The organism is Sporomusa sp. KB1 (assembly GCF_007830295.1).
In the GTDB taxonomy this organism is placed as follows: domain Bacteria; phylum Bacillota; class Negativicutes; order Sporomusales; family Sporomusaceae; genus Sporomusa.
This window is the reverse complement of record NZ_VLKC01000002.1, coordinates 2956845-2971213: the sequence shown is the minus strand read 5'-3', so window position 1 is coordinate 2971213 and position 14369 is coordinate 2956845. Positions and strand designations below refer to the sequence as shown.

Sequence of the window (14369 nt, the reverse complement as noted above, 5' to 3'; positions counted from 1 at the left end):
CTTATAATCTCTCCGTATCCAATGAATTTGCCTTTTTCACCAGCGCAAACGGATCTTTTAAATCCAGCCATTCTTTTTTATACGGCAATTTGACATGAGCGGCCAGATCTTGATGGAATTTCTTATGCGCCAGAATTTCCAAAATAGTCTCCCCCAGATTAATGATTCCTTGATACCCCAACGCATGATGTTCATCCCCCAGCGGAGCAGCCGGAATTCCTAGTCGGGAAGCTAACGGGGCCAAACCATTATGCCTGATTATGATAAAATCTGGATTTACTCGCTGCAATAATCCGAAAAACTGATATTGCTGGCGATTACTTACGGTAAACGATGGGACCTCCCCATAATGATCGACCAGATGAGCCAGCGAATCCTGACGGGGGTCATGGCTATCATATACAGGATCATGATGAAAAACCAGTGACCCATTCACCTCAACGCCTAATTCCCGCAATACCGCAATTAAACCATGTGCATAAGCCGACCCTGTCGCCACATACCCCTTTATACCTTTTAGCTGCTCTCGCAGCTCAGCCAACCGCGGAGCAATACGGGCATGTTCTTTGGCAATATAAGCTTCTGCCTGTTCTTCCCGGTGAGTAACTCGCGCCAATTCCCTTAGCCAAGCATCTGTTCCGGCGAAACCATAAGGCTGAGGCGCTTTCACTTCCGGCACACCAAATTCTTGTTCCAAACCAGCTGCCAGATAAGAAGCCAATGTATAGCAAAAACCAACGGTAGCAGCGGCTTCGGAAAGCTGCTCCAGCTCTCCCACTGTCGCCAAATCAACAACATAATTTACTCGTAATCCCAGTTCCTTCAACATAGGAGTAAACACATCTGATCCCCATAGACAAATGACATTAACCAAATCATCCTGCCTTTTTTTCGGCTTTTTACGAACAATTTGCCGCATAATTCCATGCTGAGTTGCATCAAACCCGGTACTCCAATGCTTTGATTTAAAGCCCTCGCAGTGCAGTGGAACTACCGGAATACCTATTTCCGTTTCCAACTTTTTGGCTACACTCTCAACATCATCACCGATAATTCCTGTGGCGCAGGAAGTAGCAATAAAAATGGCCTTGGGGTGATGCCGCTCCCATGCATCACGGATGGACTGCTCTAATTTTTCAATACCGCCAAAAATCATATCTCCTTCCTGGAGATTTGTACTAAGCATATGTAGATTTTCCACTGGCAGCTTTCTCATAGCCAGACCATTGCGATATATGGAATTATAAATTACCTGTCCGGCACCGCAGCCAATTGGTGAATGCTGGATAAGTACTGCATCTCTAACATTGCCTGCCTGACACTCTACCATTTGTTCACTGCAAACAGACCCCTGCGTAAACGGACCGGAAAGTTCACAAAGCCTCTGTCCCCCGCAGCCTGCTTCACAACCACGCGCATATGCCGATTCTTTTGACAAGTCGCTTGCTGCACCATCCCACGCAATAATCGTGCCCAACCTTTGTTCGCGGTTTTCCACAACAGCTGTGCTTAAATTAATCGTCATTTCTCTTTGCCTCCAGTTTCAGATTTATTTTATTAAAACATAAAAATATAACTAAAAAAGGCCAAGACTCTTCTCGAAAGAAGCTCTTGGCCTTCAAATGATTCATTTGATCAGCAAGCACATATCTCTATTATGTTATCGCGATATCAACCGTTAGTCAAGTCCCTGCTTTACTTTATTTAAATGAATTACGCCAAGCTTTTGCCAGCCTTTCAGCAAAAACTTCTCTTTGCAGTCCTAGTCTTCGCAATGCACAACCGTACTCTTCTTTGAAAACCAGACAGGCATTACAGGAGACACATGCGGTTGTCTCTCTGCCGACTCCGTCACGCCACCGGTTGGGCAAACCAGGCTCGGCAATTAGCGGACGACTTAACGCCAAAAAGTCAACCTTTCCTGCCTGCAACAGTCTTTCCATTGACTCAACATTCCTGTTGCCACCGACCAGGATCAGTGGCAACTCTGCATGTACTCGTGCAATATAATCATAGTAGTAAGATTGCTTATCCACGGTATCAATTCCGGTTCGAGATTCCGGCAATGGCACAGATCTAAAGCCCAGTTCGTGTTCAGACCGGGTAAGACAATCCCACATGCCGCCACTCACTTCGATAGCATCAACACCGGCTAACGCAAGTTCCTTTGCTAGAGCCGGAAAATCGTCTTTCGTAATTCCCCCCATAACATGATCATCACAATTTGCCTTTATGAGTATGGGAAAACTCCCCACCTCTTTTCTTGCAAGTGACACAATATCTTTGATGATCCGGCTGCGATTTTGTATGGAACCGCCATAGGCATCGGTACGTTTATTGGTATAGGGAGAAAGAAAGGAACTCAATAAATAACCATGCGCTGCATGTAACTGTGCTCCATCAAATCCCGCGCACTTCACCCTAATGATTGCCTCGACAAAATTGTGAATAATTCTCTCAATCTCATGGTTAGTCAGTTCCCGTGCAGTCTTCACCAGTAAGGGTGATGCAACTGCCGATGGTCCGACACACTCTGCAACCTGATTGTCATAAGTCACCTGTCTTCCCGCATGACACAACTGCGCAATAATGGCACAACCAGTATCTATTTGATGTACAATAGCGGCAATTTTTGCTATATCATTAATAAATTCATCACTGTAAATACAAATCTGGTCTTTGACACCCTTACCGTTTGCCGCAACTGCCATAAGACTGCTAATAATCAGTCCTACACCGCCAGCTGCCAGGTTTTTATAGACAGAAAGCACAATGTCAGTAATTCTTCCGGTTTCCTCCATTTTGTATTCACAGGTTGCTGAACGTACCAGTCTGTTTTTTAGAAGCAGGTTGGCTATTCTGCCCTCGGAAAATATTTTGTAGTTGCTTCTAGTCATTAAATACCCTCCCTTTTTCATTTAGTGCATAAGCATAGTACTTATCAAGGCCTGTAGCTTATGTATGTATAAAACTGATTCAAAGCAGTCAGCACATATTCACTCATTCTAAATGAAAACAACTGAATGACAAAGGAGCCGTTTGAGAGAACGAGATCCTTAGCCTTCAGTTGTTCTGATCAGCCGATTATTTTTACTTTATTTAATTATTTCACTTTTTTTCATAAAGTCAACACCTTACTGCTCCTTCAAGTTATATTTATTCCAGATTTTCCATTGACAGTTCCAATACTACTGTAGTACTATTATTTCAAAACACTTGCGGACTTTTTTTTGGGCGTAATCACAGATGTTTTCATCCATAGTAAAATTAGCTGATCATTAAAAGATTGAAGGCTAAGGATATTTTTAAAATATGCTTAGTTTTCGATCTTTTTTTATTTTCAGTTCAATAAAAAAAGATTTACTAATGAGTATTAGAAACGGAGGAACAGCAATGAGTATTAATTTAAATGAACCGGCAGTTGAACTCCGGGAATCCAGACTGCGAACGTTAACCGGGTATGAGGGAGATGCTGCCCATCTGCTCAGTAGAAATGATTTTCCCAACCGGGAGCGATCGTTTACACAATGTGGCTCTTGCAGCGCCGACCAGGTTATGAATCTGTTTACACAGATTCAGGATGCGGCAGTTGTCGAGCATGGCCCTGCAGGTTGTGCCGGTGATATTCCCTACCGTAACGCTACCTTCCGGCTAGGCAACAGGCGTATGGGTTATCCCGTCCATAATGTCAAATATATCAATACCAATCTTGATGAAAAAGATACCATTTACGGTGGTGGCGCCAAACTGGAAAAAGCCATCCGAGAAGCCAAACGTCGCTTTAATCCTAAGGCTATTTTTGTTACAACAACCTGCGCTTCGGCCATTATCGGCGACGATGTTCCCGGTATTTGTGACGAACTGGAGGAAGAACTGGGGATTCCAGTTGTCGCTACTCTGTGTGAAGGCTTCCGGACAAATATTTGGGCAACAGGCTTTGACTCCTCCAATCACAGCATTCTCCGAAAAATCGTCAAACCGGCACGCCAAAAGCAGCCGGATTTAATTAATGTAATCAGTTTTCAACACCGCTTTCTCTTTGAAAGTGTTTTTAAACAGCTTGGCCTGCGCCCTAATCACATTGTCCCGCTTTCTACAATTGATCAGCTTGAGCACATCTCCGAAGCAGCAGCAACAGTACAGTACTGCGAATCGCTGGGAAGCTATCTTGCCGCCGGCCTTGAACAGCATTTTGGCGTACCGGAAGTGAAAGCCCCTGCGCCGTTTGGCATCAAGGCTTCTGATGAAATGCTGCGCGAAATTGGCCGGATGTTCCATAAAGAAGCAGAAGTTGAAAAAGTTATCGTTTCGGAAAAAGAAAAGATTGCCAAAGATCTTGAACGGCTTCGCAGCAAGCTAACTGGTAAAAGAGCTTTTATTGCCGCAGGCGGCCCGTTAGCCTACAACATCATTGCCCTTGTTAAGGATTTGGGCATGGAGGTTGCGGGAACCTGCATCTGGCACCATGACCAGAAATTTGATAATGATGATGAGCGCCTGAATTTTCTTAAGTTTGACCTCAAGCATTATGGCAATTTTCATATTGGCGTTTGTAACAAACAAGCCTTTGAAGTAGCTAATGCTATTAATAAACACAAACCGGACATCGCCATTTCCCGGCATATCACAACTGTCTGGGCAGCCAAACTGGGTATTCCCTCGATTTTTGCCGGTAATGAACCAACAGAAATGCTATATGACGGCCTAATTCGCTTTGGTCAAACGATTGACGACGCCATCTCCAATCCCGCTTATATAAAAAATGTGGCTAAACACAGTAAACTTCCTTATACAGACTGGTGGCTCGAACAAAACACCTATTCATTTTTAAGGGGAGAAAAAAATGTCTGATATCATTCAAGGACCACGCCATGGTTGTGCCCTCGGCGCACTGCAAACTGTTGTAGCAATCGAAAGAGCGATCCCCATTTTACACGCCGGACCGGGCTGTGGTTCAAAACTGCATAGAGGCCTTTCTCATGCCGGTGGTCATCAGGGTGCCGGCTACGCCGGTGCCGATGCCATACCTTGCACCAATATGATTGAGAAAGACGTAGTTTTCGGCGGCACCGATAAACTGCGCAGTGTTATCGAAGGCACCTTAAAAATTATGGATGGCGATTTCTTTGTTGTCCTGACAGGATGCACCGCTGATATCATTGGCGATGATGTCAGCAGTGTTGTAGGCGAATTCAGGGATCAGGGAGTTCCTATTGTCCATGTGGAAACAGCAGGTTTCAAAGGGGATGCTTACAAAGGGCATGAGCTTGTGCTGCAAGCGATTATCGAGCAACATTTACAGCCCGCTGATAAAAAAGAAAAAGGACTTGTCAACGTATTTGCCAGTGTGCCGCGGCATGATCCCTTTTGGGAAGGTGATCTAAACGAACTAAAAAAACTGCTGGCAGGCATCGGCCTTAAAGCTAATATTCTATTTGGCTATAATAGCGGCGGCATCAAAGCCCTTAATGCCATTCCTGCGGCAGAATTCAATTTGGTTATTTCACCCTATGTCGGTCTTCAGACAGCAGAATTGTTACAGGAGAAATTCCAGACCCCGTATCTCCACTATCCGGTGCTGCCGGTTGGCGGCCAGGAAACGTCCAATTTTTTGCGGACAGTTGCTGAATTTGCCGGTACCGCTTCTAAGCAAACGGACGAATTTATTTTGCAAAATGAAAACGAATTCTATCATTACATGGTACGGGCGTCCGATGTACTCACAGAATACCAGCTTAATCAACCAAAACGCTTCTATACTATTAATGATGCTTCTTATGCTCTCGCTTTTAGCAAGTTTCTGGTAAATGAACTTGGCTATTTTCCCATCCACCAGTTTATTACCGAAGATGTGCCGGAAGAATATCTGGGAATTGTCGAAAATTATTTTAAAAAGCTTAGTCCTGAAATTTCTTCTGATGTTACTTTTGCGCAAGACAGTGGCGTAATCGAAGATAAAATTCGTTCAATAAACCCCTTAACTACTCCCCTCTTACTCGCCAGTTCTTGGGAGGTTGATGTTGCCAAAGATATCCGCGGACTGCATCTTAGTGTCGCTTTGCCCATTATCGATCGTCTGATTATGCATCACACCTATGTAGGCTATAACGGCGGTCTCAACCTTGTTGAAGACATTTATTCCACGCTGCTGGCAAAGCATCGTGATTAAGTAAGAAAAACCGCTAATGCGGTCCATTGTCTCACGTTGAGTCAATGGAGAATACAAGGTGAGGGGTTTTACTTTTGGCATTGCCCCAAAAGTAAACAAAAAGTCTAGCCCCTAAGCCTCCAAAAGCTGAAAAGCCGGACGATATTCCTAAAATCCGTAAACTCGCTACGCTCAAACAGTACGGATTTTTTAACGGAATACCGCCCGGCTTTTCTCCTGCGGAACGCTTTTTCCGGCAAAGGCCGAGGGGTTACGGGAGTTACGAGGGTTACTGGACACAAACAGTACAGCCACCTGTTCCAGGTTTCGTATTTGGCACCCCTTGTTTTATAAGACCTCCACGACTCTCAAAAACTTATACTTTCTTTATCTTAGTACGCGAGTCAAGACTCCCGCCTCTACAGGCGGCGTTAATTCAGGTGGAATAGACTCTCCACCTGAATCCCCAATGTTTCAGCTATGCTGAAACGAGTTCACTTTACTTTTTGCTCCATTGCCTCTCGGGCATAACGTTTCGCCTCAGCCAGTTCTTCCGGGGCAAGCATGGAGTCGCGAAGCTTATTGACTCTTTTACCGATATGTTTATTGAGAAAACAAAACAGGGGCGACTTTTCCTCCAGTTCTGCTTTCATAAAACGTATGCAGCCGTGGCATTCGGGATTGCGTACCACATGAGTCCGGGCATCAATCCTGTGCCACCTAGCCAAAAGCCGCATACCTAAAAGCAACGGTTCCCGGATCAACCGGAACCACCAGTGTTTTCCATAGCACCATTTTGCAAGACGGGCGGCGCAATTTTTGCACACAACCGGAGATACCTGCTGCACCATTGTCATTCACTCCTCTAGTAAACCTGCCGTCATCTCTTGCCACAGAAAGCTTATTAATTAAACCGTGTAAGCACTACCGAATAGATATCTTCAAGCAGTTTTAGTCCGCCGCCATAGCCCACATAGGAACTGTTAATAACCAGCCTTTCATTCACAGGCCAGGATACTGCCAAATAATGCGCCTGGGTTTTTTGCGCTATTTTCTTTTCCCAGGAACTACCGATAATTAATGGATAGCCGGTAAAATAGGTATCTTTGATTTCATTCTGAATAAGATAACCATCAGAAAGATATGCCACTTCCGCTTCAATCCCATAGTTTAATACTTTAAATTCTTTTCTAATCTGTTCCTGATACTCATCTGGCGTGTTATCGGTAATATATTGTTTGGAAGGGAATAAACCGACATCATTGACCAGGAATTTGGTAATGGCTAGCGCATATTGAGCATCAGACACGACAACAAACCGTTTGGACATAACCCGGGTTTCCAAAAATACATCAGCAAACCGTTCAATATAATAGTAATATTTTCTTTCATTCTCTGTAATAAGCTCTTCGACCTTTTGTTTATCCACACCTGCAAAATCACCGACTGCCCGTAAAAACTTACTGGTTTCAAAAGAGCCAATAGGAAGGGTGGGAAGATGCAAATACGGTGTGCCGAATTTTTCCTGTAACAGTTTCACACTATGTAAGCCCACCCAAGGGGATACAAGCAAATTAAATTCCGCCTCCGGGATTCTATCAATATTTTTAATACCCCGGTCATAGCCAAAAATCGTATTAGCAGTTAAACCAAGCTGGGCAATTAGATTTTCCAACTCGACTAAATTGCCATGCCAAAAGGGGTCGTGCTGTGGAACGCCGGCCCAGATATTCACCAATCCTTTGGTTTTATGCGCTGCCGGCTTTAAATACTGTTCAATAATGGCCTGAATAACCCACTCGTGTCCCATAAAATTATTTCCCTTAAAACCTGCTGTTGAAGCAAAAATTACCGGCTTTTCCGCATCCTTAAACGAGCGGATTACTTCTTCCATATCGTCGCCGATAATTTCCGAAGAACAACTGCTTACTACCACATACATGTCGGCATTGACAATCTTAAGTGCATTTTCAATGGTTTCCCGCAATCGTTCAGAGCCGCCAAAAACCACGTCTTTTTCATTAAGATTGGTACATGGAAAAATCCGGGGCGCAAAATGCCCCGAACCTCCATAATTTCCTCCCTGCAGCTTATCAGCGCAGCCAGGACCGGAGTGCAATATGGGCAAGGCCTTGGTAATTGCCTGCACTGTCTGCATCGCAGCCATGGCGCACTTATAACGAGGTTGATCCAATAGTTTCGGCATTTATTTCACATCCTCCTTTAGTAAGGCTGCATTATCCTGTTTATACCACCAATCGGAATAGGGCAGCGTAATCCGGGCGGCAAGATTTTTTTCAAAGCTTCTGTTTCTGATTGTATCAAGAATTGTGTTGGCAAAATCCAGGGTCCCTCTGTAGCCAAAAGTCTTATATTCGTCGCCAAGAAATAAAGCGGCAATCCCTTGCTTAATGGCCCAAACGGTTGTGCCAGGGTGTCTGGCCAAATAAATATCCGGTTTATGCGTATTTAATATATTTAAAATTTCAAAGTTTTGCTGATCGCTGACACTTACTTTCAAATTATTGGGATTTTCTTTTACCAAATGTTCAAGATAGGGCGGCGTCTCCCCATTATCATATTTCGCATCAAAATGCCAGGAAGCCACCCACACTACTTCGATACCAAGCTCCTGTAGAACACGGGACACCTGAAAAGCAAAGCTTGCGCCCATCCCCAGAACGGCACGCAGTCCTGTAAGTTCTTTTTTTACTGCTTCAATTTTAGGCAGATAGAAGGCTCGTTCCTGTTCGATATAGGCTTCTACTTCCTCCGCTTTCCCGATTACCCGGCCTATTTCCCTGAGCCATGCTTCGAAACCGGCAATACCTAACGGATTGATGGTCTTGACATAAGGTACGCCGTATTCTTGTTCTAAACCATTACCCAAATACGTTCCCAATGTTCCACAGATTGACACGGTAGCCAGTGCTTCCGATAAGTGGGTAAGTTCTTCCACCGTTGAATTAGCATATAAAAAAAATGGCTCAACACCAAAATTGGCAAAAATCTCAATAATTTCTTTTCTGGCACTTTCATTAAAATTTTTAAAGTTTATGACATTACTCTTTTTTTGCGGCGGCTTCACTATGCTGGTAAGCACCGCATGATCGGCGGCATCAAAGCCGGATGCCCATACTCTTGATTTGAAACCTTCACAATGAACCGGCGCCAACGGAATCGGCAGTTCTGCTTGCAGCTCAGTAATAACACTGTCGACATCTTCGCCGATAATGCCGGAAACGCAGGAAGTTCCCACAAAAATGGCTTGAGGTTTGTAACGGTTATAGGTTTCGATAATTATTTCTTTAAGGCCAGTTATCGCACCAAAGATTGTATCCGATTCATCCATATCGGTTCCGAGGAAAACAGTATCATATTCAATACCCCGTTTCGCCGCAAGCTGTGTATGATGGACAATTACCGTGGAAGATCCGGCGGTGCAGCCTGAAGGTGCATGATTGATCACCGCAACGTCGATGATGCTGGCAAGCTGATTCAGAGCGCAGCCGGCATCACAAGAACTTGACTGACTAAAGCAGCGTTCCTTTTCCTTGAGTGTCCCGCATCTTGTCTGCTGGACGAGGTCGTGAAGATCCCCGGAATAGCCCGTGATTGATCCCAGCCTATTTTCCCGGCTGCCTGCCGCCGTAACCTGTAAATTAATAGTCATCAATTCATCTCCCTTTATTCACTAGCTTCTCTGGCTGACTGCCAGCGCCTCATTGAGATAGTACAACAGGTCGTCACTGTCTTCCAGACCGATGGATAACCTCACCAGATCTTCCGTGACACCGCTTGCCACCTGCTGTGCCGGCGTTAGTTGCTGATGGGTAGTGCTGGCGGGATGAATGACCAGCGACTTGGCGTCGCCGACATTGGCTAAATGAGAAAATAGCCCCAGATTATTAATGAATTTTGTCCCCGCTTGCAAGCCTCCCTGAATGCCAAACGTAAGAATCGCCCCGGCGCCTTTTGGGAAATACTTTTGCGCTTTTTGGTATGAGGAACTGCTCTCTAATCCCGGATAATTCACCCAGGTTACATACTTGTGTCCCTGCAAGAACTCCGCCACCTTTTTCGCATTGGCAACATGGCGCTCCAGCCGCACCGACAGCGTCTCCAGTCCCTGTAAAAATAGGAAGACATTAAACGGGCTAACCGCCGCGCCGGTATCGCGCAGCAAAGTAACCCGGGCTTTCGTTATATATGCCGCGTTCTCGAATTTTTCTACAAAAGATATTCCATGATAGCTGGGATCAGGTTCCACTAAACCGGGAAATTTTCCATTGTTCCAGTCAAATTTACCTGAATCCACAATAATGCCACCGATGGAAGTTCCGTGTCCGCCAAGGAATTTGGTTGCGGAATGAACAATAATATCGGCGCCCCACTCAAATGGACGATGTAAATAAGGTGTGGCAAACGTACTGTCAATAATCAGCGGAATAGTATGCTCGTGAGCGACTTTTGCGACATTTTCCACATCTAAAATATCCAGTTTGGGATTGCCGATAATCTCAGCATACACCGCTTTGGTTGCCGGTGTAATGGCCTGACGAAAATTTTCCGGATCACCAGGATCAACAAAATGGACCTTAATTCCCAGCTTGGGCAGCGTATGATGAAATAAATTATAAGTACCGCCATAAAGTGCCGCAGAAGATACTATTTCATCCCCTGCCTGGGCAATGGTCAGAATGGAATACGTAATGGCCGCCTGTCCGGATGCAACCGCCAACGCCCCCACGCCGCCTTCCAAGGCGGCTACTCTTTCTTCAAAAACAGTTTGCGTCGGATTTATCATCCGGGTATACGCATAACCTAATTCATCAAGTGAAAAAAGCCGTGCAGCCCGCGCGGTATCACCTAGCACAAAAGAGGTGCTCTGATAAATGGGCACTGCCCGAGCACCTGTCACCGGGTCAGGTATTTGTCCGGCATGTAGCGCTAGGGTGTCAAACCCATGTTTTCTCTCATTTTCTTTACTCATTGCTATCTGCCCCTCTCCTAAATCAAACGGCCTGTGCAAATCAAATCTGCACAGGCCTTTAGTTTCTGACTAATCGGCGAGTTACTTTGAAACATAATGTTCTGTTTTCTTAATCGCAGCTTCTTATGGGTAGATCAATAGCTTTCCCAAACGATAAACTCATTTAACGGTTTGCGCGTTTCGTTATGCCGGTCCGGTGACTTGGCTTCCCCGGCGGCATAGCCGACTCCGATTATATTGATTGGTTCAATCTGAGCCGGGATATTAAATTCTTGGCGAATAATCTCCGGATCAAAATAACATACCCACAACGTTCCCAGCCCCAGTTCAGTTGCCGCCAATACGATATGGTCAGTAACAATACTGGCATCAATATCTACACTGGTTTTATTGTCATAAGGCCGTTTCCAGGCAGCTTCATGATCACCAACCACTATGATTGCCAGTGGCGCACCATGCACATTTGCCCCCTTTTTGAGCTTCTCCAGCCCAGCCTTTTCCCGTACAACAATCACACGGCTGGGTTGGAAATTTTTCGCCGAAGGTGCAGCTCGCCCGGCTTCCAGTATCTTTTGCAGCTTTTCTTCTTCTACCGGCCTTGCTTCATAGTTGCGCACCGAATACCGTTGCTTTACCAACTCAAGAACACTCACTGAACTCCCCTCCAAACATATTTTTTAACGCCAGTACCTGCTTTCCTCATCAGGCAATTCTTTAAAAAGAACAGTTGACAGATATCGTTCGCCCGTGTCCGGCAGCAGGGCAACAATCGTTTTGCCCGCATTCTCCGGCCGTCTGGCAATCTGGGCAGCGGCAAACGCAGCAGCACCGGAGGAAATACCTACAAGCAGTCCCTCTACTCTTGCCAGTACCCGGGCAGTATCAATGGCTTCCTCGTTTTTCACTTTAAAGATTTCATCCACGGCCTCATAGTCAAACACCTTGGGCACAAAGCCGGCGCCAATTCCCTGAATCTGATGCGGACCAGGATTGCCGCCAGACAAAACTGGAGAATCATTTGGTTCAACCGCAACAATTGTAACAGCCGGATTTTTGGCCTTTAGCGCTTCCCCCACACCGGTAACCGTACCGCCGGTACCCACCCCGGCGACAAATATGTCAATTTTGCCTTTGGTGTCGGCCCATATTTCTTCAGCTGTTGTCTCCCGGTGAATAGCCGGGTTAGCAGGATTATTAAATTGCTGCAATATTACCGCATCCGGAATTCGCACGGAAAGTTCTTCGGCTTTGCGGATAGCACCTTTCATGCCATCCGCCCCAGGTGTCAGTACCAATTCGGCGCCAAGGGCTTTTAATAATGTTCGCCGTTCCACACTCATCGTGTCCGGCATAGTAAGAATGATTCGATAGCCTCTGGCAGCCGCCACGAAGGCCAATCCAACACCGGTATTGCCGCTTGTGGGTTCAATAATCACTGAGCCTGGCTTAAGTGCGCCTTGTTTCTCTGCATCCACCACCATGGAATTGGCGATTCTGTCCTTTACGCTGCCTAACGGATTAAAATATTCGAGCTTAAGCAGCAGCTCAGCATTAAGCTTCGCCAGCCTAGAAAAAGAATTAGGCCTTAAAAGCGGCGTGTTGCCGATAAGTTCTGTTAGATTATCTACAATATACGACACTCTTCTTCCCCCTTATATAGTTAGTACAAGAATATCAACCTTGTTGCGCTTCTTTGATATTGTCAAACGGATTGCTGGCATACCACTCTGGCCGGAACGGCAAGGGTACATTGGCCGCTATTTTTTTAGGAAAGTTTGTATTTTTGAGGCTTTTCACTGCTTTTCTTGCCAGTTCAAAAGCTCCCGAATAGCCCATATAGTTTAGTGACTGACCAAACAGAGGAATATTGGGAATACCCAGTTTTGTCACCCAGGCAGGAGCGCCCACATGTCCAACATAGAGGTCAGGTTTGAGCCGGTTAAGTATGACCAGTTCTTCAGACGGTTGTCCCGGCGCAACGTCGATGACAGCTTCCTGGTCATCAATATCATCAATCATGGGAACAGCAAAGCGATCAAAATTATGAGGTTTCAATCCCAAGACCTTCATGCCTAAGGATTGATAAAACTCGGCTGTTGTAAAAATCCGGGTTTCACCGCCACCGACAAATACCGTTTTGCCCTGTAATTCTTTTTTAAATGGCACAAGAGCTTCTTCCAACTGGGCAGTCTCAATGGCGATCAGTTTTTCTGCTTCGTCTTCAAGCTTGAAGAAACGGGCAATAACCCGCAGCCACTGATTGGTATTTTTAATTCCAATCGGCAGAGTATCAATGACATAATCGGTACCGAACCGTTCTTTCAGATGACCGATCAGATAATCATCATGCGTGGCACAAATACTGACATTGAGCGCCGCTTCACCGATACGAGAGATTTCATCAATACTTGCATACAACGGCAGTACCCGCACAGTGAGCCCCAGTGCCTTGAGCAGCCGTGACAATTCAAATTCATCTCCAAAACTAGTAGAACCGACATTTAACAAATTCACCGTCTTGCTGTTGATATACCTTTCGGTCTCTTCTGCTGTTGTATAAGCAATATCATCAGGATTTATTCTGTCTTGTTTTTTTATGGGATCAACCAATTTCTTTAACACACCGTGATAGGCCGAATCATAACCGGTAGCAACAAATTTACTTTTAAAGCCTTCGCAGTGAACAGGCACCACGCGGGCGGAAAGCTGTCCGTCAAGCTCATCTATTAAAGAATCAATATCATCACCAATAATGCCTGGTACGCAACTATTCCCGATGATAATGGCATCCGGACGGTATTCCTTCTCGGCATACAATATTGCCTGACGCAATTTATCAATACCACCGGCAATAACATCATTTTCGTCCAGATTGGTATGTATCCAGACATTGTCAGTGCCTTGTTTTTGTTTTAGCACTCTAAAGGTTTTACTATAGCCGGCAATACCCAGATTATTAGAAGCGCAGCCCAGCGGACCATGAATGATAATGACTGAATTTTGGAAGGTTCTGACGATGCCCAAAGCTAAGTTTAACTGGCAGCCGCCGCCCTGGGCAAACTTCCGGCTGTTATACTTGGTGCAGCCCTGACCCATGCCATGCTTAAGAGTGGTGCAAGAACCACCAAAAGCATATGTGGCCTCAATTCGTTCTTCTCTGGTAGGAGCAGCCTCTGCTGATAAATAATCATAGGTAAGATCTGCTGTCAATTTAGACATTGTAATACC

General features: G+C 45.3%; 11 protein-coding genes. 2 read left to right on the top strand and 9 right to left on the bottom strand.

The features are described 5' to 3' along the window. Position 1 precedes the first annotated feature (1 nt). Together SALPA_RS17420 and SALPA_RS17415 are read right to left on the bottom strand one after the other, a co-directional pair. Positions 2-1525 carry a nitrogenase component 1 gene (locus SALPA_RS17420; RefSeq protein ID WP_145096800.1) on the bottom strand — a complete coding sequence of 508 codons (1524 nt, stop codon included), beginning with the start codon at positions 1523-1525 and terminating at the stop codon, positions 2-4. Between the two features lie 175 nt (positions 1526-1700). Then, positions 1701-2897: an NADH:flavin oxidoreductase gene (locus SALPA_RS17415; protein ID WP_186451108.1), complete on the bottom strand. Its 1197-nt coding sequence runs from the start codon at positions 2895-2897 to the stop codon at positions 1701-1703. Between the two features lie 496 nt (positions 2898-3393). On the opposite strand from SALPA_RS17415, the gene SALPA_RS17410 reads away from it, so the two are divergent. Further along, positions 3394-4851: a nitrogenase component 1 gene (locus SALPA_RS17410; RefSeq protein WP_145096794.1), complete on the top strand. Its 1458-nt coding sequence runs from the start codon at positions 3394-3396 to the stop codon at positions 4849-4851. Further along, complete coding sequence (locus SALPA_RS17405; RefSeq protein WP_145096791.1) at positions 4844-6169, top strand: nitrogenase component 1; 1326 nt, start codon at positions 4844-4846, stop codon at positions 6167-6169. Before SALPA_RS17410 ends, SALPA_RS17405 begins: the two co-directional genes overlap by 8 nt. A 473-nt stretch (positions 6170-6642) precedes the next feature. Here SALPA_RS17405 and SALPA_RS17400 read toward each other — a convergent pair whose 3' ends face one another. From SALPA_RS17400 to SALPA_RS17370, 7 genes are all read right to left on the bottom strand, one after another. Continuing rightward, entirely contained in the window at positions 6643-6999 is a 357-nt protein-coding gene (locus tag SALPA_RS17400; RefSeq protein ID WP_145096789.1) for a nitroreductase, read from the bottom strand. A gap of 53 nt (positions 7000-7052) precedes the next feature. Continuing rightward, positions 7053-8354, bottom strand: coding sequence for a nitrogenase component 1 (locus SALPA_RS17395; protein ID WP_145096786.1), 1302 nt, complete (start codon positions 8352-8354; stop codon positions 7053-7055). Beyond that, positions 8355-9821 carry a nitrogenase component 1 gene (locus tag SALPA_RS17390; RefSeq protein ID WP_145096783.1) on the bottom strand — a complete coding sequence of 489 codons (1467 nt, stop codon included), beginning with the start codon at positions 9819-9821 and terminating at the stop codon, positions 8355-8357. 21 nt (positions 9822-9842) lie between these two features. Further along, positions 9843-11141 carry an O-acetylhomoserine aminocarboxypropyltransferase/cysteine synthase family protein gene (locus SALPA_RS17385; protein ID WP_145096780.1) on the bottom strand — a complete coding sequence of 433 codons (1299 nt, stop codon included), beginning with the start codon at positions 11139-11141 and terminating at the stop codon, positions 9843-9845. A gap of 134 nt (positions 11142-11275) precedes the next feature. Beyond that, entirely contained in the window at positions 11276-11794 is a 519-nt protein-coding gene (locus SALPA_RS17380; protein WP_145096777.1) for a nitroreductase family protein, read from the bottom strand. Between the two features lie 24 nt (positions 11795-11818). Next, complete coding sequence (cysK, locus tag SALPA_RS17375) at positions 11819-12781, bottom strand: cysteine synthase A (protein ID WP_145096774.1); 963 nt, start codon at positions 12779-12781, stop codon at positions 11819-11821. 34 nt (positions 12782-12815) lie between these two features. Then, the gene (locus SALPA_RS17370; RefSeq protein WP_094606718.1) at positions 12816-14360 is read right to left on the bottom strand and encodes a nitrogenase component 1; all 1545 of its coding nucleotides are present in this window, start codon (positions 14358-14360) and stop codon (positions 12816-12818) included. Positions 14361-14369: the final 9 nt, after the last annotated feature.

Bases quoted from the DNA above. Each gene is read 5' to 3' on its own strand.
- SALPA_RS17420 (WP_145096800.1), bottom strand. From the start codon at position 1,525: ATGACGATTAATTTAAGCACAGCTGTTGTGGAAAACCGCGAACAAAGG.
- SALPA_RS17415 (WP_186451108.1), bottom strand. From the start codon at position 2,897: ATGACTAGAAGCAACTACAAAATATTTTCCGAGGGCAGAATAGCCAAC.
- SALPA_RS17410 (WP_145096794.1), top strand. From the start codon at position 3,394: ATGAGTATTAATTTAAATGAACCGGCAGTTGAACTCCGGGAATCCAGA.
- SALPA_RS17405 (WP_145096791.1), top strand. From the start codon at position 4,844: ATGTCTGATATCATTCAAGGACCACGCCATGGTTGTGCCCTCGGCGCA.
- SALPA_RS17400 (WP_145096789.1), bottom strand. From the start codon at position 6,999: ATGGTGCAGCAGGTATCTCCGGTTGTGTGCAAAAATTGCGCCGCCCGT.
- SALPA_RS17395 (WP_145096786.1), bottom strand. From the start codon at position 8,354: ATGCCGAAACTATTGGATCAACCTCGTTATAAGTGCGCCATGGCTGCG.
- SALPA_RS17390 (WP_145096783.1), bottom strand. From the start codon at position 9,821: ATGACTATTAATTTACAGGTTACGGCGGCAGGCAGCCGGGAAAATAGG.
- SALPA_RS17385 (WP_145096780.1), bottom strand. From the start codon at position 11,141: ATGAGTAAAGAAAATGAGAGAAAACATGGGTTTGACACCCTAGCGCTA.
- SALPA_RS17370 (WP_094606718.1), bottom strand. From the start codon at position 14,360: ATGTCTAAATTGACAGCAGATCTTACCTATGATTATTTATCAGCAGAG.